Origin of the sequence: Nitrospira sp. CR1.1 (genome assembly GCA_014055465.1) — a bacterium.
Taxonomy (GTDB): domain Bacteria; phylum Nitrospirota; class Nitrospiria; order Nitrospirales; family Nitrospiraceae; genus Nitrospira_A.
The window spans coordinates 38,397-63,163 of the sequence record WIAF01000014.1 but is presented as its reverse complement, the minus strand read 5'-3'; the positions used below and the strand labels follow the sequence as shown (position 1 = coordinate 63,163).

Below are 24,767 nucleotides of genomic sequence, written 5' to 3'. Positions count from 1 at the left end.
CGGTTTGGGTCATTACAATCCCTTTGGAGCGTAAATCAATTCTCCCGACCGCCCCGTTTCATCATCGTATAACGCAACAATCTCATCGGGGATATGTGAAAGATCCGTCCCGCGAAGGTAGTCCCGCATTGTGGTCCCCGTGCAAGCTTCATCGACTCGAGGAGCGCCACGTTTAGCCATGGCATCATCTGTATTCACACATCGGAAATCGATGCTGAACCTGGTCCTCCCGGACGTATTAGGCACACTGGAGTGCATTTGAGCGGCAGAGAACAGAATGATACCCCCGGCCGGAACGATTAGCCGAACTTGGGGATTTAGTTCCAGCGCTTCAGAAGGACGTGGGAGGGGTCGAGGATCTTGTTTAATGAATTGGGAGACATGTCCGCCGCGATGCTGCTGATTCCACAAGTAATAATTGTATCCGTTCGATGTATTCGGAACAGGTACGTTCCAATAGCGTGGATGAAAAGCCATGGCGTTATCGGCTTGAATATCATAAATGGGAATCCACCAGTTTATCTGAAACATCGGGGCCGAATACCAGGTATCGCGGTGCGGATGCCACGCATAGGCGATGCCTGTCGTCAGATAATTATCACTCGTCGAACTCCGCATTTTTGGGACATCAAAGTAAGTCTTCTCAAGGTCGCTTCCCAATTCTTGTAAAATCGCCTGAAGATGGCGCTTGGATTCCGGATGATGGATAAACTGCGGCTTTAACTTTCCCAACACATCGGCATACGATTCGACCGACATATGATATTGGGCTTTTTCCGGATCGTGTGGAGCAAATGCCTCCTTAATCAAGGTCTTCGCAAATTCAACAAATGCCACCGAGGACGGGCGAGGTGAATATACAAACAGCTGACCATCAAATAACCGCTGCCGGCGAACCTCATCAGTGACCTTGGCATCATAATAGACTGTATTCATAATCCGTCCCCTCCATGACGCTGAGTCACGGTCCCCTGCGATTCCTTCAGTAGGTGGCACCCCTTCAGCGCCTGGGCAGCTGCGTGAATAACTTCAAATGGAGTGCCTGCCCGTTCGGCAATATCCAACAACGTGTGATGTCCGTCGGATAAATTCAGTACCCAAAGCAGAGCCATTTCTCTCTGTGCGCCCTCTTTCTGCCCTGCAATGGCTCGATATAGACCTCGCTTACCAAGTTGCGGCTCACAATGCGGATTGGTACTGACGGGAAGTATATTTTCTTCGAGCACGTACATAACCTGCAAAAGGATTTCCAACGATTCATGGAGCGCCGCTGGCACAACAAAATCAAGATTGTCCGCTGAGGTATGGTACTCCGCGTATTCGCCATGGGAGGTCCGCATAAAACACCCCACGGGAAGGTTGAAGCCAGGCGAACAGTATTGCCGTTCATCATACCCATAGGGAGAAAACTCCACCACCCGATGCGCTTTGCCATGATGTTTTAGTACATGAATGATCGCTCGATCCACATCGGCGTTTCCCTGCCGGCTTCGCTTGTACGTCACGTGTCCTGAATCCCCGATACCTGTTAGAACGACTCCATGACGAATGAGATTCGTTCGTTCTCGATTCTGAGCTAACCATGTGATCGAGCCAATCGTGCCCGGAATAAACACAAAGCGATACGAGAATTTCCGAGCCATTCCTTGCAAAGCCTTCGCCAAATACGTAGCGACAGCAACACCGGATAGATTATCGTTACAGAGAGACGGGTGACAGATGTGACAGGAGATGAGGATTTCCTCTTCGGTGGCTCCAGGGAGCAAGAGCTCTCCGTAGCTCAAATGGCCTGGCACGAGAGACGAATCAATACACACCTCATACTCAGGCTCCGTCAATTCCACTAACCGGCGATGGGGAAGGCAAAACCCCCAGTTCTCTTTGTAATAGGACGTTCTATAAGGAATCCAATCAGGCCGGTCAGGGAGTGAATGGAGATGTCCGTCGAGATCCTCCCGCCTAAACCGTCCCTTCACTGGCACACTGTAACTTACGACATGGAGGTTGTTTTCCCGAAAATCTATCACCTTGTCACCTCGCGTCGTAGCAAGGTACGCATCTCGAATATTCCACTCCAGCGGAACGATCCAGTCAAATACTTGAGTTCCGCTTGGCACCTCATGGATTTCCAGAGGAATATGTTGCTGAAGGTGCCGCAATGTTTCGCGCACCCCTTCTCCGGTAATACTCCGGCAAATCGGAAACAGCACCGTGACCAAATCGTGAAGTGCCCGGCCTTCCTCAGTGGCAGCCAATACGTCTTTAATGTTTTCCGTTTCCATAAGGCCTTTAGCTCGTAAAGTCAGGATATCCCCGGTCTTTCTCAGAAATGACTCGAATCTGATCCGGCCAGGAGATTTCAAAGTTCGCATCATTCCATCGAAACCCTCTCGCGCACTCAGGAACGTGATATTCGGACATTTGATAGAAGACTTCTGCGTCATCAGTTAGAGTGAGATACCCGTGGGCAAAATTCTTAGGGATATACAACATCCGGCGATTCTCAGCCGAAAGAAGTACTGAAAATGTCTGCCTATACGTCGGAGATTCTGGGCGAAGATCGGCGATCACGTCATGAATCGCGCCTTGTGTACACCGCACAATTTTTACTTCTGCTGCAGGGCTAATCTGGTAATGCATGCCCCTCAGTGTGCCTCGCAACTTGTTGAAGGACACATTGCACTGGACAAGCCTGGCTTCCAGACCATTGGCTTCGAACTCTTTGACACACCAACTTCGCGCAAAAAATCCCCGCTCGTCCGGTATTCGATCCAGCTCGATGGTAAACGCCCCCTTGAGCGCCGTCTCTCGAAAAGTCACGACAGAATCTTGACCTCCGGAATAGGCACAACAAATTTTCCTCCCCATTCCCTGACATACGACATCTGCTGCATCACCTCGTCGCGAAGATTCCAAGGCAGAATGAGTACATAGTCGGGTTTCGTTTCCTTGATTTTATCGGGGTGAAAAATGGGAATTCGAACTCCAGGAAGCAAATGTCCTTGCTTATAGGGACTACGGTCCACTGTATAGTCGAGAAAATCAGTACGCACTCCGCAATAATTTAGGAGCGTATTCCCTTTGGCTGGAGCGCCATACCCGACCACTGATTTCCCCTTCTCTTTCGCCTCGATAAGAAATGTCAGCAATTTTCGCTTTGTCGTTTCCACCTGAGACGCAAAATTGAGATAGTGCTGCAAGGTGCCGAACCCCGCCTGCTCCTCTCTCTCCCGCAATTCAATCACTCGCGAACCTACAGGTTTGGAAACATCTTTACTATGTCGCGCATAGATCCGCAGTGAACCGCCATGCGTGGGGAGCTCCTCCACATCAAACAGAGTCAAGCCATGCTTGGCGAAGACCCGTTCCACGGCAAGCAGAGAGAGATAAGAAAAATGTTCATGATAGACGGTGTCAAACTGGTTTTCTGCCATGAGCTGCATGAGGTGAGGAAACTCCATTGTAATGACGCCCTTCGGCTTCAGAAGAACCTTCAAACCTCCAACGAAATCATTAATATTAGGTACATGCGCCAACACATTGTTTCCGATCAGCAAATCGGCCCGCTTGTTCTTCTTAGCCAACTCGCGAGCGGTTTTGACTCCAAAAAACTTCACGACTGACGGAATCCCCTTTTTCTTCGCGACCGCCGCCACGTTCGCAGCAGGTTCGACTCCTAACACCGGCACTCCACGTTGAACGAAATACTGCAAGAGATAGCCGTCATTGCTGGCGATTTCCACGACATGATGTCGTGACCCAAGGGCAAAACGATCCCTGACGTGTTCAACATAGCGTTTCGCATGATCCAACCAGCTCTCCGAATACGAGGAAAAATATGCATAATCCCCAAAAATGCTCTGAGGACTCGTGAATTCCTCGAGTTGCACGAGTAGACACTCGCTACAGACATAGACATGCAATGGGTAAAACGGCTCCATTCTATTGGATTCATCAGCTTTGATATAGGAATTGGCCAGGGGTGACATACCCAGATCGATGAATGTCTTATCGAGAGAAGCTCCGCAAAACCGACAAGCACAGCCAGGGCGAAGAGTGACAGAACGCTTCTGTTTAGGTGACTGTCTTGTAGTCAGCTTCGATCGAGTCGTGCGTTTCATAACCATCGCTTCCCTCACCTTCCCCTTCCAGGATCACTGAAACTTACCCGGGTTTATCAATCCACTCACCAGCCTCATCTACTCACAAGGAAAATCTAACCGGAATGCCCGTCGTGTGAAACTTTTAACCATTGGGGAGCCAGCGGAGGTCCTCCGACAGACATCCTTGCAGCTTAAGATCTTTCAACATATTGAGACGAATAAGATGTGAGCTTCGAAACTCACGGTCCGCAAATCCCATCTTTTCGAGCCCCGTCTTTAAATCTACGATTGCGTCATCTAAATTCATTTCGGGTTGATACTGGGGAGCCAATCGACGAAACTTCTCAAAGCTCACACGGTAGGATCGTTTGTCGGGCTGGGCGTTTTGATTGATAGATATTTCGACATTCGGGATGGCTTTTGACACAGCAGCCGCCAAATCTCGCACCTGATAATTCCACCCATCGCTGCCGACATTTACCGACAAAAACTCCCCACCGGCCGAAGATTTTCGCTGTACGCCCCAGTCAATCGCTCTGGCCATGTCCCGAATGTGAATCAATGGGCGCCAGGGAGTCCCATCGCTGAGAATAGTGATCTTTTTGGCCGTTACTGCGCTGGCGACAAAATCATTGAGCACTAAGTCCAAACGCAACCGTTCACTCATTCCGCATGCAGTGGCAAACCGCAAACACGTGACCGCAAAGTTTTGACTGGCAAGTGTCGCAAGATCTTTCTCCGCTCCTACCTTTGATTTTGCATAGGCAGTAAGCGGATTCACCTCAGACTCTTCGGTCTTTGCCCCGCCCTCCGCAAATCCATACACGCTACAGCTTGAGGCAAAAACAAAACTTTTCGCACCTGCTGCGCGTGCCTGCTCGGCCAAGGAGATTGCAGCACGATGATTCACGTCCAGCGTGATCGCCTCAAAGGAGGCTCCCATGGGATCATTGGAGATCGCCGCAAGATATACGACAGCGTCAACGCCCGTGAGGATGCTCTTGTCCACAGATCGCACGTCCGCAAATATTTGCGTGTGCACTCTGCACTCAGGAAGATAGTGACTGGCTGTCAAGCATGTGGCGAAGTACCCCATATCCAGCCCTATGAGGGTTACAGCTGGATAAGATGCCTTTAACCGCTTCACGACAGTTGGACCGATATAACCCATATTGCCTGTAATCAGGATTTTCATCGGGTGTCTCTCATTTTAGTGTGGCCGTAATTTGCTGACAGACGTATTCTGAAAACGGAAGCGAGCAGGTAAAGGCAGGAGACACTGCATTCAGGACATGCATGGAATGCCGATCTCCTTCCAAAACAAAATCCATTTCAAGCTTCCGCTTCTTGATATCGACAAGTTGTGCGCGAATCCCTGGTTTGCCCCAAACTTGATAGTGCTCCGGCTCGATTCCCTCGGCTAACTGACTGGCCAGTGACACCATCGTGGCTTTGGAGTATTTTGTGATTTCGCGCATCGCGAGGGTCTTAAAATCAAAATTCGATGACACCAGAAGCCCCATGCCCCTGAGCGCCACCTCAACTAATTCATCCCAGCGGAAATTCGCAGTTCCACCGTAATGCTCACGCCAGAGTCCCGGTATGGCAGTAGGCCCGATCTTAACTTTTCCGCTTGCGGCCACGGTGAAATGCACGCCGAGGAAGGGATTTTTCAAATCGGGTACGGGGTAGATGTTTGTTCGAATCGCCTTGGCAGGTTCGCTGGAATAGAGATAGAGACCTTTGAACGGAAGAATGCGGTAGTGTTCCGAGAATCCAAACTCTCGAGCAATACGATCGGCATAAAGTCCTGCGGCATTGACTACGTACCCAGCCTCAAAAACCCCCGCCGTCGTCACCACACGATTCTGCGAACATTTCTGATAACGGACTCCGCAGTGGATCCGCACGCCCTCCTTGAGCGCATCGTTCTTCATCGCTTCCATCACTAGTGTAGGGTCCACCGTAGACGTCGCTGGAGAGAACAAGGCTCGCTCACAGGTTTTCACTCGCGGCTCAATCGTCTTGGCCTCTGCCTCTGAAATCGACTCCAGCGGAATTCCATTCAACTGTCCTCTTCGGGCAAGCTCATCAAGCCCCGCATGATCGGCCAGATCTTTGGCCACGACGAGCTTTCCGCATTTATTCAGAGGGATTCCCTTTGATTCGCAATATTCTGTCAGCAGACGATTCCCCTGCCATGTAAATTTTGCCTTAAGGCTATCCGGAGAATAATAAAATCCCGCATGCAGAACACCACTATTGCGCCCGCTGGCGTGCAATCCGCAATCTACCTCTTTCTCTAAAAGGTGTACTGATGATCCAGGATACAGCCGTCTCAAATGGCGGGCGATATTCAGACCGATAACCCCGCCTCCGATGATCAGAAAATCAGCTACCACTTGTGGTTACCAAACTTTCCAAGGGGCTTTTCCGGAGTTCCACAGCTCCTCAAGATACGATTTTTCCTTTAGGGTATCCATGCAGGACCAAAACCCGTAATGTTTGAAACCCATCATTTCACCAGCGTGCGCCAGTCGTTCGACTGGGTCTCGCTCCCACACGGTGTCATCACCGTCGATAAAGTCCAACACCTTGGTACTGAGCACAAAAAACCCCCCGTTGATCCAACCTTCACCGGATTCCGGTTTTTCAAAAAACTCAGTTACACGATCCCCTTCAAAGCCGATACGCCCAAACCGGGCAGGAGAGCGAACCGACGTCATCGTTGCCAGCTTACCGTGCGAGCGATGAAATTCCAGCAACCTGCTCATATCAATATCGGCGACACCGTCGCCATAGGTGAGGAGAAAGGAATCATCACCGCGAAGCCATTTCTGCAGCCGCTTTACCCTTCCACCGGTCATAGTCGTCTGTCCGGTATCAGCAAGATGCACGACCCACTTCGGTTGGTTTCCATCATGGATTGTCGTCGCGCCCGTCGAAAGATCAACGGACAAGTCATTGTTGATCGCAAAGAAGTTTAGAAAATACTCCTTGATCATTTCGCCCTTATACCCTAATGCCACCACAAATTCAGTGATTCCATGAGCCGCGTGTATCTGCATGATGTGCCAAAGAATCGGTTTCCCACCAATTTCGACCATTGGTTTTGGACGGAGGACGGTTTCTTCGGACAATCGAGTTCCCAATCCACCAGCTAGAATCACCGCCTTCATGTGCATACCTCCAAGAATCAAGCTCTACGGCTATGTTCAACTTGTCAACAACTCGCTTCGTCAACCGGGATTTTTATGCTCCATCGATTGAGACGCATTGGCCATTCCGTCAAACCCTACCTCGCTCCGCCAACACTCCCATGGAGCAATGGTGAACGTGCATGTTCTGTCGAACCGCTACAAAGGCGCGTGGTCGGTAGTCCGCTTCAGGAAGGGTCTTCCTGCTCCTTCCCAACGTCCCGTCACATCGCCCCTGGCCGTATCACCCGTCCCTGGATCGACTACACGAAAACCCACAACTCTTGGCACGTCGCAATGCGCATGCCAAAGGTCTTCCGAGAAAAGCCCGCCCCCAATAATCATCGTACCTTCAGAAAGAAAGTTGCCTGGAATCCAAGCAGTACTGGTACACCGACCCACCTCACAAGGACGTCTGGACCACGCGGGGTCTCGATCGTTCGCGATGCGCGATCACATCTTCTTCAGTATTAAAACCGAATTGTGCACCAACCATCTGCCCTGGCTTGAGGATGTCATCCTTAATTTCTACTCGCACAGGTTTTGAATATCGATGACATCCGTTGCCTGTCCCGTTTCGGATCTAACCCGCACGGCTCTCAAACGGACCGAGTCATTGCCCGGGGCTTGAGCCGGGTTCGGCCATTCGGCACAGGGCTGGGCATGTCCGGCATGCAGATAGTGATTCACCACGTCATGCGCCGGCCTGGCCTCCACCACCGTCCCCTTGTTCAGCAGAATGGCCTGCGAACACATGCGCGTGATCGCCGGCATGTCGCGGGAGACGAGAATCTCTGTCCGCCCATGCTGCCCCACATCCTCCATCTTGCCCATGCACTTCTTCTGGAAGCGCACGTCACCCACGGCGAGCACCTCATCGGCGATCAGAATGTCCGGCTCCATGTGGACCAGCTCGGAAAACCCTAAGCGGACATACACCCCGCTCGAGTAATGTTTGACCGGCGTATCGATAAACCGTTCCACCTCGGCGAAGGCCACGATTTCATCGAACTTCCGGGCAATCTCCTCCAGCTTCATGCCGACGTTACTCCCAATTGCACGTGTTGGTAACAAACGGCAGGAGGATTCCCACAGCCAATCTTTCAATTCGCATAGTCCGAGAAGCACAGCCTACGCGATGACACAATAGTCCCATAAGAAGACATGGATACGCGCCGACGATATATCCAATATAAGAGTAGCACAGTAGGTCGAAAAAGGAGTCTTGTCAGGCGGAACGAACTGCCTTTATCTTTGTAGCACCCGCTGCTTCTTGGCAGGCAACTGAACTATCAACCTTTTGGATACTGTCTTTGGAAGAAGAACACCGACCCGGAACAACACTGAGAAGGAAGTGAATTGAACAGGAAATTCCCCCCGTCACTATTAACCAAAGGGACGACCCATTGCCCCATCCGAACACCGAAGTTCAACACAAGCGAGAGTATCGCAAGACTTCTTTATACTCTCAAGGAATAATGTCCGCTTAAAGAAGATTCCCCGTACGGTACCGTTACCAGTTCTATACGCAATTACGGAAATGAGGCCTCTACTTTAGTTCAAAAATGCAGCGGAGGTGCTTGCATGGCTCGCTGCATTTCCTGCGGCGGCAGGAGCACTCACACTACGGCCTTGTATCTGTTCGATTTGTGGAAACACACGTCGGATCGGAGCAAAGGAAAAATCTTGCAGAAGCGCTCGCATTCGGCTTTCTGTCTTATCAAGATTCAGATAATGCCGTATTTTTGACAGTATTGATCCTTCCATTCTTGGCTGATCCGGATCAAATTCCCATGGATGCATATACATCACTAAGGGACAGCCCTCCCCTTCTAATTTGCGCAAGAGGGCTCGCAGAACCGCATATGGGTAGAGGCGAAAATATCCTCCTCCAGCAATAGGTAATCTGACCCCTAAACATTTGACAGTAGAAGGCGGCACTTCCCACAAAAGCCCTGCTGGAGTCGACAATTGATGCAGCTGCGGATTTGCGGATGGGACTCCATAACGATCATGCACGACAGGAAAAATGCTTGAATCGTAGACATACCCTTCTTCAATAAGAATTTGAATCGCCCACATTGTATCCTTCGTGATAGAGAAGCTCGGCGCACGATAGCCCAGCACCGGCTGCTGAAGAATACCCTCGAGAATTCCTTTGGCCTTTCGAATATCCTCTCGAAATGCAATTTGCGTCTGTGCTGTTATGAGCTCGTGAGCATAACCGTGCGAGGCAATTTCATGTCCTGCGGATGCAATTCTCCTAACCAAAGAAGGATATCGCTCTGCCACCCATCCAAGAACAAAAAAAGTGGCATGAACACCTCTCTGATTCAACAAGCCTAGCAATTTTTCTGTATTACTCTCCACGCGACTTTCAAATTGCTCCCAATGCCGCCGTCTCATTGGAGATTCGAAAGCTGAAACCTGAAAATGTTCCTCGACATCGAATGAAAGAGAATGTCTCGCAATTGAGTCAGGCATAGGTCCTCTACCGCGCCCCCTCACCCATCAACATGACCTTGACTGTATGAATAACAATGCGCAGATCCAAAGCCAGTGACAAGTTCTTTACGTAAAAAAGATCATATTGAAGTTTGACGTGTGAGTCCTCTTTCGACGCTCCGTAACGAAAACGTGTTTGCGCCCAACCGGTAATTCCCGGACGAACGGTATGCCTCAAATCATAATACGGTATGGTATTTCTTAATTCCTGGACAAATACCGGCCGCTCAGGCCTTGGGCCAACCAAACTCATCTCCCCCTTCATAACATTGATCAACTGAGGGAGTTCGTCCAGTCTCCACTTTCGAATCCAACGACCTACCCTCGACACGCGTGGATCTTCACTCGATGCCCATCGTGCCCCGCTTTGTTCAGCATCTTGGCGCATCGACCTGAATTTCCAAATCATATACGGACGGCCCCGCAACCCAACTCGCATTTGTCTATAAAAAACAGGGCCAGATGAATCCAGCTTGATAAGCACTGCCAGAACCACTACAAGCGGCAACAGCGCGATCATCCCAATGATTGCAACCACAACATCGAGAGCTCGCTTTAAAAGCATGGTGACCAATCGACGTCGAAAGCCGGTTGAGAAAATAAGAGCGCTGGGCTTTAGATGGTCGATCGAAAGACGTCCGGATTCCTCCTCGTACAGGTAATGGCCATCGACCACATCACGGCCCATCGCCTTCATATCTAGCAGTGTTTGAACCGGTAACACCGCACGACGATCTTCTAGACAGACTGCAACAGTATGAACCTGATACCGTTCCGCAATCTCAAATAATTGATCGTAGGTACCGATTATGCTTGGATTCACCAATCGCTCACCGACACGACTGGCATCCTTATCAAGAAATCCTACTACTTCGGTGAAGCCGGTACGCTTTGACAGTAATGTCTGGCAAAGGTCTCTGGCGAGGGGCCCGACCCCAAGGATCAACACACGACGTGTGAACTTTGGAAAGCTGACTGACACGGAAACAATTGGCCGGTGGGTAGCCAAGGGCTCTAGGCTAATCTCTTCTTCGGACTTACTTGAGCTGTTCATGATGCGCTTCGCGATAATACTCCTGTTGCATATAGTAAGGAGTCGTGTGGGCGTCTAACCCATTTAATATAACCCCAACATTCGTGGTGTCACCGATGGCTTTCAGTGCTTTCTGCACTACATCACGCCCGGTCATGCTTGCCTTCACAACATAAGCGAGAAGATCGCCCATGCTCGCGAGAACTTGCATATCTGCAAGCGGCAGTACGGGCGGTGCGTCAATGATGACATAGTCAAACTTCTCTTTAAGATCAGTAATTAAATCCGCCAGCTGGTGCATCTTTGAAAGCGCGAGCGGATTATCTCCAACCGACCCCGCGGGAAGAATCCACGGGCCCGACTCACCCAATCGTTGAACACAATCCTCAACGACTTTCGTGCCACGTAACACTTCCACCAAACCCGGATGCTGCCAAACTCCTGCGTAAATATGCTGCATCGGCCGTTTGAGGTCACAATCGATCACGATGGTTCGGCGGTCGAGATCTTTGGCCAAGACATAGCCCAAATTAAGCGCTGTGGACGACTTTCCCTCTCCCATTACTGCACTCGTTACAACAATGGCGGTGCTTTTTCGGTCTCCCGTCATTAACTCAAGACGGGTTGCCGCCACACGATACTGCTCAGCCACGAAGGAAAGTGGGCGCCACATTGAGACCAATTCCAGCCCTGGAGTTGGACTATGTAATTGCCCATTTTGCCCCCTACCTCGAATGCTTGGAGCCGTAAGGCCCCCTGACATCGGAGTATCGTCGCCGCTTCTCTGGGTATTACCAGGCAGTAACAATGCCGACGCACGGTTTTTTCCAGAGAGCGCTCGAACAGTTTGCATTGATCCCCCAAAGGCGCTTTCATAGAGAGGGATAGATGCGATTACGGGCAGCCCCAAGGTAACCTCTACTTCCTCAGCAGATCGGAATCCTCGCCCCATGAGTTCTAGACCTACCGCTCCTCCGAATCCTAAGGCACAGCCCAAGACCAGTCCCGCGGCCATAATTATTGGAATGTTAGGGACAACAGGCACAACAGGGGTATAGGCAGGATCCACGATGCTGAACTTAGCCCCCTTACGTCCCTGCGCTAAGCTCTTCTGCATCCCCGCACTGAGTTTTTTGTCTAGGAGTGATTGATAGTTTTTCTGAAGATTTTCGTAGTCTCGCTCAAGGGTCTTCAGCTTCTGCTCCCGCTCAGGGGTATGCTCCACTCTCCGCTCATACTGAGAAATTTCACTTGAGATATGAGCTTGGCGGCGCTTGACCGCATCCAATTCAAGCACAATATCCTCTCTCTGCTTCAACAGTTCGGCATGGTACGGATCAATCGCCTTTCGCTTGGATTTTTTAGTCGCACTTGGCTCATCCGCTTCGTCACTCTCAGGCAACAGATCACGATATTGAGCAGACGTCATCTCCTTGAGCTTCCTGATCTCCTCCTTAACTTGTACGAGATCAGGATATGTCTCTTTATACATTGATGAGAGTTCGACTAGCCGCCGCTCCAATTCCTTGATCCTACCCAACCGCGGATCTTTATTCCGCTTGCTTGCCCCTCCAGCAGGAGAATCACTGCCTATTTCCCCCGTCTCCTCATAATCTTTAATCGATTTGTCAATCTGTACTAAGCGACTCGCCAAGCTCTGTGACTGCTCACTTTGCGACCGCATATCTTCCTGCAGCCGGTCTAATTTACGGAGGTTGGCATCTATTTGTTGAGGAAGTTCGCCAAGATGTAGTTGCTTGAACTCTGAAATGACCTTTTCCTTCGCCTCAAGCTCAGATTTCGCGTGTTTCAACTCAAGCCCGAGAAAATCCTCTGCCGCCTCCACTCCTCGCTCCCGGTCCTTGAGCGTTTCTTCGATGAAAAGATCGCTGAGTCGTGACGTTACATCCCTAGCAATGATTGGATCTTCATTGGAAAACGAGAGAGTGATGAACAGCTTGTCTTTAGTAGGCTCAACCTTGATAGATCCGCGCATCGCTCGAACCGCATTTTCTGACTCTGCCCCCTCAGGATGATCTTTTTCATACCCGAACAGGCCGAATTCTCCAGCAATTTGTCCGAGCGTCTTTCGCCCCATCACAAACTGCCGCACTTCCATAACGCGGTCATCGAGAGTGGGGGAATATATTCCGGCAGGATTGGGCCCACTCACTATTGACTCCTCGATCTTTGCACCTTCAAACCACATCTTTGTTGCCGACTGATACATCTTTGGCATGAGCGCGCACACCGCGCCAGCGATACTCAGCGATACCAAAATCGCGGAAATTACCAGCCACTTCCGACTGACAACCGCTCGCCAATAATCCTCTGGAGATAAGGTGCGCGTGTTCATTTCTTTGTATCCACTCCTCCTGATCCAGATTTGCCAGCGCCTGCATCCACAGACGAAGAAGTACTAGAAGCACCTTCCCAAAAGGCACCGGAACGGAAGAAATCACCGCGCGGGGCATAAGCGTATGTAAAACCCAGCAGTACTACATGTTTGGAGAATCCTAAATCCCCTGCACTAAGACCGCTGGTTTGATTGTCAAACATCAACCACTGATGGCTAAGTCTCGCGGTAAATGTGGGCGTAATGAGATAATTTAAGGATACGGTCGTTCCGTAGGTCGTAAATGTCGTGCCAATCGCATCAGAAGTGAAACTGCTTCGCGCAACATTGAAAATCCCTTGAGCCGTCAGTTTGTCGGTGAGGCCCGCCGCACCTGCCAAGGAAACGGTATGCGTATAGATCGGACCCGCAGATTGCACAAAGCTAGGGAACACACCTAAATTATACAGAAGGGTTATTCGATACGATCCAGGTGCCGCAATACCTCCCGGCATGTTCATTCCAGAAAGAAGGGGAAGGAAGCTTCCACCCAGTGAGGGAGACGCGCCAGCCCCCGTCACTTCCTGGATGTCGCTGCCCAATTTTCGGAGAAAGGACGAGCCCGAAGCATACGTCAAACTAAAACCTCCAGTTGGAAACATAGTGGCTGGCACTCGTCGCTGCCCGCCAGCAGCGGAGGAGTCTGGAATTGGTTCGATAAGCGTGAGCCCACCGCTGAGTGAAGAACTTAATTCTTTTGTCCAGGCACGCCCCCATCCAACATTTCCCCCGTGCATCGTAAAATCGCCAAACTGCGCCTGCGAAGTTTGGGTAAACGTGTACTTAACCGTCAACGTATCAATTGCTGTGATCCTTGATGACGGGCCAGCTGTAATGGAATGTGTGCTTGTGTCAAATACCGTTTGTGGTGATTGACCTGTCGTCGCGGAAGTCGGCGTAAACGAACCTCCAAAACTCAGCTTCGAATGTGTGTACGTAGTTTGGAAGTCCGTGGTCGGGGAAAGGGAATACGAATCAGCAAGACCAATACTATACATGGTGGTCCTAATGCGTTGGGTAAGAAGTCCAGAGTCAACTGGTCCTGAAATTCCGACACCACCCACCCCGAACCCTCCGCTGCCTCCAAATCCTCCCCCGAGGCCGCCAGCGCCAAAGGCGGGAGCCGAGGGGCTATACTGGTACGTCCCAAATACTCGAAACGCTTTCATCCTCGGCAAAACCCTATTCACGGCCTGAGAAAGATCAACTCCAGCCGACGCATTAAACCCCACGTTATCAAGCTCGGAGTTGTGCGCAAACTTCTGAATAATTGCACCCAGCGAGAGATTCGTTTTTACGAGGTTATTGTTCTGCATAAAGTTCAGTTGCGGCGTGAACGTCGTAATCAGATCATCGGCTTTCGTTCCTGCCGCCAACTGAGATTTCGGAGTAAAAAAGACGTTGCTGTCGTATTGTTCGAGGACGGCAATTGACGGCACGACACGGATTTGCTGAGCCTCAGATTTAGACACGTACCAGCACGACACAAAAACTAGTGCCAAACACATCAATGCAACTTTACGCATCCTCAAAAACTGATCACGGCACAACAATGACATCACCAGCCTTGAGGAAAAAATTTCCCTCCGAATTCTTACCTTGCAGAATGTCTTCATATGGAACGGGAATCTGAACCTGCTTCGGTTGACCTTGACCATTTGGAACAACTCGCAATACATGAATCTTATTTCTCGAGGCAAACGTCGTAAAACCGCCAGCCAATGATATGCCTTGCAAAACCGTAGCATATGATTTGAGAGGCACCTTACCTGGTTTAGAGACCTCTCCCAAAACATACACGTAGTAGCTATTGACCTCTTTGACCTGGACTGAGACTGTGGGATTCGACATGAACTCAGCAAGTCCATCAGCAATACGCTTTGCCAACACGTTTGAGGTCATGCCAGCCGCCTGCACGTCACCGATCAATGGCATGGAAATCTTCCCGTCAGGTCGGATAATGACTTCCCGAGAGAGCTCCTGATTTCTCCATACGTTTACAACAAGAACATCTTCAGGGCCTAACAAAAACTCATTTGGTGGAATATAGGTAACGTTAAAATCTATTTGTTCATTGCCTATCCAGCACCCAGGAAGAGTGAGGAGCACACAAACAGCAATACATACCCCCCCCCGCAACCATCTGCAACCGAAAGTTTTCACTTTCCTAACTCCTTTGGCTCGTCGGTACAACCCGATCACCTGCACTTACCTGGATGGCAATACAACCATAGTTTCAGAGGGAACCACGATTTGATCTCCCGGCTTGAGTTCGATGTTTTGATCCGACCCATCTCTAAGGACGATGTCGTCATAACTTGCCTTGATTTTGTTCAACCCCTCACCATCTTTTCCAAATCGAAAGACGACGATCTTATTGCGGGCGGCCACCTGAGTAAATCCATGAGCAATGGTTATGGCTTGCAATAGCGTGGTCTTACTCTTCAAAGGGTACTTCCCGGGCGCATTCACCTCTCCCAGGACATAAATCTGATAGCTGTTCACTTCACGGACCAGAATTGAGACAGTCGGGTTCTCCATATAAGATTTCAAGCGTGCAGAGATTTCTTCAGTCAGCTGTGCAGCGGTTCGCCCTACCGCTGAAACATCGCCAATCAAGGGAAGAGAAATCCTTCCATCAGGCCGAACCTGGACTTGCTTAGAGAGATCCGCATTTTTCCATACGGTAATTTCCAGGACATCTTCCGGCCCCATGATGTAATCCGGCGTCACAGTCAGGGAGGACTTCTCTGCTCCATCTCCTCCATGGCGCATACCCGAAGGAGGCGTCACTGCAGAAGCACCGGCTACAAGAGTGACTTTAGGCACCTGGTCAAAGGGGCTGGCGAACGCCAGAGTGACCCAACTTCCAGCAAGGATCATCACGCCAAATACGATCTTAGCTTTCATGACTTATTCTCCTGAAGGAATTCCGGTTGACCATTGCAGCAATCTCAAATAGTACCCAAACCAGTGAACACTACGATCAGATTGATACGAAGAACTGTCAATGTCGATCACAGAAACATCGCATCGCCCATATTGATTGATGCCGGTACATCACCTCAACTCATTGTTTAATTGGCGAAAACCAATCTGGCAGCTAACGGTTTATGGTAACGCGTGCCTTGTTAGAGCGATCAACTGCGAGGGATGGACAGCTGACTAGCGAATTGAAATTTACTCTTATACTAAAGCAGTCTGCGACCGTTTTGAAGTATAGAATCAATAGTCTCACTGGACAATACCAATGATGCACGGACCGCCCCCCTGAAGGTACAATTTGACTACCTCGAAAGTATTATGTAGCATTACTAGTAACACTGACATCTTGTAGATTACCAGAAAACGACCGGTTGTCGAGGAACATTCAGCATCTTACGGAGTATCGCCGTGGCTCAAATCGCTATCACCTCGCAAGACACCGCGGACAACTTGGCTGACCAGCGCTCAGGCGCCGGAATCGTCGTGTTATCCTCCTCCATGCAGCTCTTGCATATGAACCGACAAGCCGCTGAACTGTCCAAGCTCATTAATATGGCCGAAAACGGAGGCGCTCCAGCTAAAGCGGCTCAAGGAGTGCTCCCCTCCGCCCTTACCGAGCTCTGCACAGAAGTCCTGAAAGCGCTCCAGGTTCGCACGGAAGCAAAGGACTGGGAGCAATTCGAGGTCAAAAAAATCACGGGAAACCCAAACCAGCCTGTGCTCCTGCGAGGATTTGGCCTTCCCGATCGAGGCGGTATCCAATATGCACGCCTTGTTGTCACACTGGAAGAGTTGGGACGTCGGCAACAACTCAATACTGATCAGGCCAAAGAACGATTCCAGCTTACAAATAGAGAGCAATCGGTGGTTGAAAATCTTGCTAAAGGATGGACCAATAAGGAAATAGCGAACGCGCTCAACATTACAGAACAGACGGTCAAAGAACACATCAAACACATCATGCGAAAAACAAACTCTACAACCCGAACAGGGGTCCTCGTCCAGATCTTCAAGTCCTAGCTTTCAAGGTCAGCCCACTTCACGAGGGCGATAGACTCCGGCCACATCCTTCTGACATCGGCCATGCCTATGTTCCGAAACATTAGCACCCATCATTCGACAATTGAGCAGGAAAGCTCCCGACTACGCCGACGCAAGCAGTTGACCAAATTCCCTCGGTAAAAATCTGAACCTCGCCCCCTCACGTGCTACCTCCTCCGCCCATTTCAGAGATCAGCTTTGGATAAAATCCATGAAGGCGTGCTTGTTCTCAACTGGAGTAGTTGCAGGGCGCCCCAGATCTTTTCTGGCCCCACAGCGTATCCGAATCTCCAATAGGCAAGGGCCCTTCGATCGCTTCAACTCCTGGAGACAGGACTGCAGCTCCTGCGGTGTCTGTGCGTGAACGACCATTCGATAGGAGCAGGCACGGGCGATCCCAAGAATATCAATATTAAACCCTACCGTCGGCTGCCCACCAACAGAATCGTGCGCCCCATTGTTCAACACAATATGCTTAAAATTTCCTGGCTTCAGCACTCCAGTAATTGGAAGAGCTCCCATGTGCATGAGAAGAGCGCCATCTCCATCCAGACAATAGACAACGCGGTCCGGTCGTTGAAGGGCAACGCCCAGAGCGATCTGGGAAGCATGCCCCATTCCGCCCACCGTTAAAAAATCCCGCTCGTGGCCCTCGCCCGCTCTGACCCTGTATTCATATACTTCCCGAGAGGCCATGCCCGTCGTAGATACCACGACATCACGCTCATCCAAAAATTCCAGCACCTGCTGAATCGCCGCTTCTCGAGTCATTTCGAACGCGGACGATTTTCTCGTGTCGCCGGCAAAAGTGCTAAATGTCCCCTTCTTAATCACCAGTGCGAACGGCGCATTGTTCTTTCGGACAGAGGCCAGTGCATCCCTTAACGAGCCCTCGGCATCTGTCACTTCCGGTCCTAAAATGGAATACGGGACCTCCATAGCTTCCAGCATGGAAAGCATGACACGCCCCTGCTTTTTATGCTGGGGCTCGTCATGAACACCCGTCTCGCCTCGCCAGCCGATCACAAGCAAGAGGGGCACTGAGTACACCTCCGCATCAGCCAGGGATAAGAGCGGGTTGATGATGTTCCCTAGCCCAGAATTCTGCAAATATACTAAGGGTATTTTTCCTGTCGCGAGATGGTAGCCCAACGCAAGCCCCACTGCGCCTCCCTCATTGGCGCTGATGATGTGCTGGCCGGCCTCCGGCACCTGCTCCAGGCAGGCACAGAATTCTTTGAGCAGCGAATCGGGCACGCCGGTGAAAAATTCCACACTGTTTGCCTGTAGGCATTCGACAAATTTCCGAGGATCAATCATGCCCTACTTCTCCAGACCAAGACGACATGAACACGCGAACCAGCCATCCCCTTGACAGATTGCCTGCTGAATCCACTGAGGAGCCCCATCGGCCGGTACGACTGCGGGCGCATCAAAAATTTCCGGCCTGCACCACATCGTCAAGGCTATTGATATCCAGCCAATGTCCGACGGTATACAACACCCGGATAGGATATCCTCGCCGCAGCAGTTCCTGCAGCAACTGAGGGATGCCCGCCATGCGGTTCTCCGGGTCACTGAGCAGGTCCAAGATGACATTATTGATATCAGAGGCGGCGGCGGAAGAGAGCTTAAGAAACCCCATCCAAACTCCATGAATCGCGTCAGCCGGAATCCGGTTTCCTAGCTGCTTGAGATAGACTTTCGCATTGAAGGCTCTCCGCGAATTCGGAAGCGTGCACTCGGCAAAACCTCCTAATCGGGCATAACTCGTTTGGTCCTGCCAGTTGCTATCGACGAAAATCACACAATCATCAGGCTCTTGGCACAGCGCCTGCGGAATATACTTATTGAACAACACATCGCCATACGAAATAATCGTCGGCTGAAAAAGCCCCTTCCTGGAGCGCAACGCTAAGGACAAGGAGGCCAACTCACCGGTGTGTGAAAATTCCGCATTGTCGACATAGGTCAGGTTGGGGAGGTTAACGGCTTCTTTCTTGTATCCGCGTACGACGAGAATATCCTTCATCCCGACGGCATTGTACGCATCGACGATGTGAGACAGAATCGGCGCCCCCTGAATCTTGACCATAGTCTTGGGCTGTTCTTCCGTCAGCCCCCCCAATTCTTCGCCTCGGGAGGCGGCCAGTACCACCGCAGACGTGCCCTCAGCCCCCCTGGGAAGATAGCGTTCTTCAGCCTCCAAAAGCTCCGCGGCATTCTGCAAACGGAATATTTCTGACACCGGAGCCACCTTGTCTTCGATGGACAGCAGATTTTCACTCTGTTTCAAGGCCCGCGCCGTTTTCTGCATGATCGACACCGCCGCCCGCAGCATGTGGTTCGCCCAAATCACCATAGAAAAACCATGTTGCCGAAAGACATCCGTAGGCGTGGAATAATACTTCGTTGGGACGATCACGACGGGACATCGGTTTCCCCATTCCCGCTTGAACGCCAGAATCTCATCCGGGACCGAGAGCGCGCTATGAATGAGAATCCCGTCGGCCCCTGCCTGATGATAGGCCTCAGCCCGACGTAACGCCTCCGCCAGACCCCAGCCACAAATAAACGCCTCCACTCTGGCGATAATGCAGAAATCGGGATCAGTTTGCGCGTCCTTGCCGGCTTTGATTTTGCCGCAAAATTCGTGCATATCGGCCATCGGCTGCGCATCGCCCTTCAAAAAACTGTTGGTCTTAGGAAATAGTTTGTCTTCGATGCAGACCGCGGCAATATTGCGCTGTTCCAGCTTACGGATGAGCCGCTGCATGTTATTGAAATTGCCGTATCCCGTATCGCCATCGAGCAGGATTGGAATCTTGGTGGCATCGGACATGAATTCCAGATCCTCAAGAACTTGAGTCCAACTCGCCTCATTGTTGTCACGCACGCCGAACTGGGCGGAGATGGAGAGCCCACTAGCCCAGATGCCGGGAAACCCTGCCTCCTCCACAATTTTGGCACTGAGGCCATTGTGCGCTTCGCAAATGAACTCCAGCCGCTCGGAGAGCAGCAAATTTCGGAATTGGCGGGTTTTAGTCAGGGATGGTCTCGAATCCATTAGCGGAGGAACCTTTCCTCAAAGGATTTCTCTTTCGTCCGTCGATCGGAATATTCTTCGTATCATACGGATGGCTATCAAGTCCCACAATATTCGTCGTCGCCGATGATTCGCCAGGAGGAAGGACTCTCCCTGCCGACTTGCATGAGTCGTGTAGGCGCACTTCATCAGATACCAGTGCCTACACCTCCGTCACGATGGGCAGATAGTAGCCGAGTCGGAAGCACAGGCGCTACCGATTCTTCTGTGCAAGGAGTTCGGTGAACGAGTGTCGTCAGCCACGCTCTGCCGCGCCTCGCCATTCGTAAACTCCCAGGTCACAGCGGGCAACATCCAGAATGCACCTCATCTTGGAAACGCGCTAACAAACCCAACCACCTTTCGCAATACGGGCACAGCGTCCGGGCTCTTTCAGGATCTATCCTCGAGATGAACCGACAATCAGCGGTTTTCATCCATCCGTCTCCATGGGGCCCGCGCCCCATGATCCGTGTCATATTCCCCACAGTGGAATCTAATTGCGACAGGACCTTCCCTGCTGACGAGAACACATAACTATTATTTCAACGACTTACACGGTAAATGAGTGGCGCGAGACTTGCTCATTCACTGCTCATGAATAACGAGAGCGGACCGGGGCATGTGGAAGAGACTGGCACCATGCGACACGGAATGACTCGGCAAATTGTCCTGTTGATCATGGCGCTCTTCGCCGTGGGGTGCCAATCCAACCCGGCTCTCACCTCCGTGCGTTATGACAATGTCAGATTCATGGACGTCTGGAGCACCTACACCCATTGTCTCTCGGCCGAAGATAGCCAGTTGGCCTTGCAAGACTCAACCAAGTTACGCGACGTCAGCCGTGCTCAGACTACGCGTTCATCGCTCGACACCATCCTGCCTGCCGGTCTGAAAAATATGGTCAGCCAGCCTGCGTCGCGCCTGGCGGTGGATGTTCACGCCATGGCGGCATCCTGCAGTTTGCATGCGGGGAATTTGGCTATGTCAGCCGGTGATTTGGACGTGGCGAGAAACCAATTTCGCGAGGTGTTACACGGCCACGTAGAATCTGATTATGCCTACTACACGACACAAGCACGGGAACGGCTTACTCAGCTGGAACTGACGCTTCAGGCTGCTCTCCGATAACCCCTCATGCGCACTCTGTCCAGCAGACGCACCTAGGTTTTCTGTTCGCCTTCCCGAGAAACCACATCTCGGAACAATTGCAGATAGATGAATGCAGATCGACTCCATGAGAGATCCTGTCCCATTCCTGTCCTCACGAGGCGCTGCCAATCCGCTTTTTTCCGATACACAGACAGCGCGAGCAACAAAGAGGTGAGCAGCGACGCAGAATTGGAATCCGTAAAACTGAAACCGGTGGCACGCGATTCCTTGAAGGTTCGCGGCGTATAACTCACGACCGTATCGGCTAACCCACCGGTCCTTCTCACGACGGGAACCGTCCCGTACCGCAGACTGTATAACTGACTGAGGCCGCAAGGCTCATAGCGGGAAGGCATGATAAACAGATCCGCGCCGGCCTCAATTCGATGGGCCAACCCCTCATCAAACACATTCCGGACCGCAATTTTTCCGGGATAGCGTTCCGCCCACTCGCGCACCTGTTGTTCATAGTGAGGCTCCCCTGTGCCGAGAATGACGACCTGGACATCGAGTTCCATAAGATCGGGAAGCACGTCGAGGACGAGATCGATTCCTTTTTGGCTGGTCAGCCGGGCAATCACTCCCAGCAGCGGCTCCTTCAGCAGACGAAGCCCCAATTCCCGTTGAAGCGCCTTCTTGCAGCGCGCCTTCCCCGAGAGGTTGGAGACATTATAGGGCGCAATCAAGTTGGGATCCGTAGCCGGGTTCCAGCTATCCGTATCGATCCCATTGACGATTCCAGACAACACATTTTTCCGCTCGGTGATGACTCCCTCCAGCCCGCACCCATATTCGGGCGTCTGTATTTCCTGACTGTAGTTCGGGCTGACCGTGATCAGCAGATCGGCGAAGACAAGCCCGCCCTTTAGCACATTGACCTGCCCATAAAACTCGAGCGCGGCAGGCGTGAACAGGTGCAACGGCAGTCCTGTCGAGGAAAACTGCGCGGCGGGGAACAATCCCTGATACCCCAGATTATGAATGGTCAACACACTACGGGTGCGGCTCAACGACGGCCGCCCCTGATACTGCGTCCGCAGAAAGACCGCACACAGGGCGGCCTGCCAATCGTGAAGGTGCAGAAGATCCGCCTGCCATCCTTCGTGTTCACCGAGATGAATGACCATCTCCATCACGGCCCGGCAGAAAAGGACGAACCGATCCAGATTGTCGGGATAATCGCGGCCGGCTTCTTGATACAGGCCAGACCGTGAAAAGAACGGATCGTGTCGAACAACGAATACGCGCAAGCGGCCATGGCCTTTCACATCTAACGGCGGCGCGAACACTTCCTGCACGCGCACATCCATCAAGCTAGGCCCAGCGGGAACAGATAAGCGGACGCCGTCCGTCATCTGATAACCCAGCTCGTCAACCTGTCGATAGGCCGGCAACATGACGCAGACATCGTGTCCCAGCTTGGCAAATTCGATTGCTAGCGCGCCGACGACATCCGCAAGGCCGCCCGTTTTTGCCAACGGCACGACCTCTGATGCGACCATACAAATCTTCAGCGGAGACTGATCGGGAGTCGGGTTCATGGGAGAAGACACAATCGCTTATTTTAAACCGGGGGATGATTCAAGTCGCGTCTTGAACTGGGACTCAAACTTCCAGGTTTTACCGACCGCATGCACCTTTTCGGCAGTCATCGCTTCATAGTACACAAGCACGCCCTCAAGAAACACGAGGTAGTATCCGCGATCCGCATACGCCATGAAAAAGGCATCCCCTGCAGCCAGGCCCGTCTCCCATCCTTGAGGTGCTTCGCCAAGCGCCATGCGTGCCTGAGGAATGAGTCGGCCATCCGGCATGCTAAAAAAATGCGTGAATTGCTGATGCGTGTACGTCGGCTCACCCCAAGCGCTTACAAAGGCCGGCGGCGTCAACTGCTGAATTCGAAAGTCGCCGGCCTGAACCAACCGCTGCTGCTGGTCAAGCGGAGGTATGCCCGAACACGCGACGGATATGAGGCCGATCAGCAGCCACAATCCCACGGAAGCAAGTCTACAGATGTTCATTCGATCCAGCCCTTCCTTTTCCAGACTGTGAACACCGTCCGTATCGGTCAAAGCAACCGCCGAGACCGTGGTTCCACCGGTTTCACCGGCTGACAGACATCACACTGGCACAACCGGCGAAGGAACGAATAGGAGTAGATTCCCGTATCGTGCCCATCACTCCACGTAAACTGAAATGCATAGCGCCCCACCGGCTGAATATCTTGCAGCATGATGACCAGCGGCACATCATCGGGCTTGAGGCGCAGTTCACCGGTCCATTCATCCGTGCAAGCGGCGCAAGGACAATGCTGCCGGAGATACCTGACCGGGTAGCGGGCCTTATGTCCATCACTCCACGTGATGCTCAACACGCCCTTCTCTATCCATTCCATATCGGTGGGTTCAAGCACCGTTTCACTCATAACGATCAACGCTCCCTCACTCCTTGAGTGCAGGCCTTGCGACGAGCACCGTAGCTTCTTACGCAGGCCCACCGCCGGTCAGGAAATCCACGGCCGGCAAACGTCGGCCTGCCACCACCGTGACATAACTCTCGATCACCGATTCGACTTCAGCTCGCACTTGCCCCGCCGCGTGCAATCGATCGAGCAGTGCCGGCTGCATGTGTAAGGCTTGCTGGAGAAAGGCCACGCTGCCACGGGACAAGGCCGTGCACCGAAACGGCTGGCGACTCGCACACCGCTCACACACCATCCCCCCGGCCAGCGGGGAAAAGTGAGGAAGAAAAGTTCGATGCACGTGCCCACAGGTCGCGCACTGTTCGGTTTGCGGGCGAAATCCGGTGATACCCAGCAAGCGAATCTGAAACAACAAGGTAGTCCACACCGGGTCCCGACTCTCCAGCAATGTACGCAATCCTGATTCCAACATCTCAAAGACGCGCGGTTCGGCATCGCCCTCGGCCATGACGGCGCTCACGAGATTAACCATCCGCCCGGCAGCAGTCATCAACGCTAAATCGCTGCGAAGTTTCGCAAACGGTTCATCGAGAGCCACCTGCGAGATACGGTACAACGAGTCCCCGGGCTTTTCAAACAGATCTAGCTGGCACAGGGTAAACGGCTCGATCATGCCGCCCAAGCGGCTCTTCAGCCGGCGCGCCCCCCGCGCCACTCCGCGCAGTTTCCCCAGCCGTAGCGTGTAACACGTGACAATCCGGTCGGCGTCTCCCCACTTCCGACTATGCAGCACGATCGCGGCCGTCTTTACCAGCGGCATCTCACCACCCTGCGCCGAGAATGACATGG

21 protein-coding genes and 1 pseudogene are annotated in these 24,767 nt (G+C 51.9%); 2 read left to right on the top strand and 20 right to left on the bottom strand.

Features of this window, described 5'->3' with window-relative positions; all coding sequences use genetic code 11:
• Window positions 1-12: 12 nt before the first annotated feature.
• From GDA65_18545 to GDA65_18480, 14 genes and pseudogenes are all read right to left on the bottom strand, one after another.
• Window positions 13-936, bottom strand: a complete 924-nt coding sequence (locus tag GDA65_18545; protein ID MBA5864684.1) for a hypothetical protein — start codon at window positions 934-936, stop codon at window positions 13-15.
• The gene (locus GDA65_18540; GenBank protein ID MBA5864683.1) at window positions 933-2,282 is read right to left on the bottom strand and encodes a DUF4910 domain-containing protein; all 1,350 of its coding nucleotides are present in this window, start codon (window positions 2,280-2,282) and stop codon (window positions 933-935) included. Before GDA65_18540 ends, GDA65_18545 begins: the two co-directional genes overlap by 4 nt.
• Before the next feature lie 7 nt (window positions 2,283-2,289).
• A complete protein-coding gene (gene rfbC, locus GDA65_18535) occupies window positions 2,290-2,820 on the bottom strand; it encodes a dTDP-4-dehydrorhamnose 3,5-epimerase (protein ID MBA5864682.1) in 531 nt (176 codons plus the stop codon).
• Window positions 2,817-4,121, bottom strand: coding sequence for a methyltransferase domain-containing protein (locus GDA65_18530; protein MBA5864681.1), 1,305 nt, complete (start codon window positions 4,119-4,121; stop codon window positions 2,817-2,819). The genes rfbC and GDA65_18530 overlap by 4 nt, the downstream gene beginning before the upstream one ends.
• Window positions 4,122-4,245: 124 nt before the next feature.
• Window positions 4,246-5,298, bottom strand: coding sequence for an NAD-dependent epimerase/dehydratase family protein (locus tag GDA65_18525; GenBank protein ID MBA5864680.1), 1,053 nt, complete (start codon window positions 5,296-5,298; stop codon window positions 4,246-4,248).
• A 10-nt stretch (window positions 5,299-5,308) separates the two neighbouring features.
• The gene (gene lhgO, locus GDA65_18520; GenBank protein ID MBA5864679.1) at window positions 5,309-6,505 is read right to left on the bottom strand and encodes an L-2-hydroxyglutarate oxidase; all 1,197 of its coding nucleotides are present in this window, start codon (window positions 6,503-6,505) and stop codon (window positions 5,309-5,311) included.
• 6 nt (window positions 6,506-6,511) lie between these two features.
• Window positions 6,512-7,282, bottom strand: coding sequence for a glucose-1-phosphate cytidylyltransferase (gene rfbF, locus GDA65_18515; protein MBA5864678.1), 771 nt, complete (start codon window positions 7,280-7,282; stop codon window positions 6,512-6,514).
• Window positions 7,283-7,459: 177 nt separating this feature from the next.
• Window positions 7,460-8,353 (bottom strand): annotated as a pseudogene (locus GDA65_18510) (ABC transporter ATP-binding protein).
• A 501-nt stretch (window positions 8,354-8,854) separates the two neighbouring features.
• Window positions 8,855-9,784, bottom strand: a complete 930-nt coding sequence (locus tag GDA65_18505; GenBank protein MBA5864677.1) for a DUF3473 domain-containing protein — start codon at window positions 9,782-9,784, stop codon at window positions 8,855-8,857.
• Between the two features lie 7 nt (window positions 9,785-9,791).
• Window positions 9,792-10,859, bottom strand: a complete 1,068-nt coding sequence (locus tag GDA65_18500) for a TIGR03013 family PEP-CTERM/XrtA system glycosyltransferase (protein MBA5864676.1) — start codon at window positions 10,857-10,859, stop codon at window positions 9,792-9,794.
• Window positions 10,843-13,194: an AAA family ATPase gene (locus GDA65_18495; GenBank protein MBA5864675.1), complete on the bottom strand. Its 2,352-nt coding sequence runs from the start codon at window positions 13,192-13,194 to the stop codon at window positions 10,843-10,845. Before GDA65_18495 ends, GDA65_18500 begins: the two co-directional genes overlap by 17 nt.
• Entirely contained in the window at window positions 13,191-14,759 is a 1,569-nt protein-coding gene (locus GDA65_18490) for a hypothetical protein (GenBank protein ID MBA5864674.1), read from the bottom strand. Before GDA65_18490 ends, GDA65_18495 begins: the two co-directional genes overlap by 4 nt.
• A 13-nt stretch (window positions 14,760-14,772) precedes the next feature.
• Window positions 14,773-15,441 carry a polysaccharide export protein gene (locus tag GDA65_18485; protein MBA5864673.1) on the bottom strand — a complete coding sequence of 223 codons (669 nt, stop codon included), beginning with the start codon at window positions 15,439-15,441 and terminating at the stop codon, window positions 14,773-14,775.
• Complete coding sequence (locus GDA65_18480) at window positions 15,442-16,143, bottom strand: polysaccharide export protein (protein MBA5864672.1); 702 nt, start codon at window positions 16,141-16,143, stop codon at window positions 15,442-15,444. It lies immediately after the preceding gene.
• A gap of 483 nt (window positions 16,144-16,626) precedes the next feature.
• On the opposite strand from GDA65_18480, the gene GDA65_18475 reads away from it, so the two are divergent.
• Window positions 16,627-17,238 carry a hypothetical protein gene (locus tag GDA65_18475; GenBank protein ID MBA5864671.1) on the top strand — a complete coding sequence of 204 codons (612 nt, stop codon included), beginning with the start codon at window positions 16,627-16,629 and terminating at the stop codon, window positions 17,236-17,238.
• 213 nt (window positions 17,239-17,451) lie between these two features.
• Here GDA65_18475 and aepY read toward each other — a convergent pair whose 3' ends face one another.
• Window positions 17,452-18,579: a phosphonopyruvate decarboxylase gene (aepY, locus tag GDA65_18470; protein MBA5864670.1), complete on the bottom strand. Its 1,128-nt coding sequence runs from the start codon at window positions 18,577-18,579 to the stop codon at window positions 17,452-17,454.
• A gap of 112 nt (window positions 18,580-18,691) precedes the next feature.
• A complete protein-coding gene (aepX, locus tag GDA65_18465; GenBank protein ID MBA5864669.1) occupies window positions 18,692-20,326 on the bottom strand; it encodes a phosphoenolpyruvate mutase in 1,635 nt (544 codons plus the stop codon).
• Between the two features lie 660 nt (window positions 20,327-20,986).
• Between aepX and GDA65_18460 the strand changes: the two genes are divergently transcribed.
• Entirely contained in the window at window positions 20,987-21,475 is a 489-nt protein-coding gene (locus GDA65_18460; GenBank protein MBA5864668.1) for a hypothetical protein, read from the top strand.
• Between the two features lie 32 nt (window positions 21,476-21,507).
• Here GDA65_18460 and glgA read toward each other — a convergent pair whose 3' ends face one another.
• The 4 genes from glgA to recO are packed head-to-tail and all read right to left on the bottom strand — an operon-like array spanning window position 21,508 to window position 24,765.
• On the bottom strand, window positions 21,508-23,037 hold the full coding sequence (gene glgA, locus GDA65_18455; protein ID MBA5864667.1) for a glycogen synthase GlgA: 1,530 nt from the start codon (window positions 23,035-23,037) through the stop codon (window positions 21,508-21,510).
• 18 nt (window positions 23,038-23,055) lie between these two features.
• Window positions 23,056-23,517, bottom strand: coding sequence for a hypothetical protein (locus GDA65_18450; protein ID MBA5864666.1), 462 nt, complete (start codon window positions 23,515-23,517; stop codon window positions 23,056-23,058).
• 47 nt (window positions 23,518-23,564) lie between these two features.
• Window positions 23,565-23,921, bottom strand: coding sequence for a DUF971 domain-containing protein (locus GDA65_18445; protein ID MBA5864665.1), 357 nt, complete (start codon window positions 23,919-23,921; stop codon window positions 23,565-23,567).
• Between the two features lie 58 nt (window positions 23,922-23,979).
• Complete coding sequence (recO, locus tag GDA65_18440) at window positions 23,980-24,765, bottom strand: DNA repair protein RecO (protein MBA5864664.1); 786 nt, start codon at window positions 24,763-24,765, stop codon at window positions 23,980-23,982.
• Window positions 24,766-24,767 lie beyond the last annotated feature (2 nt).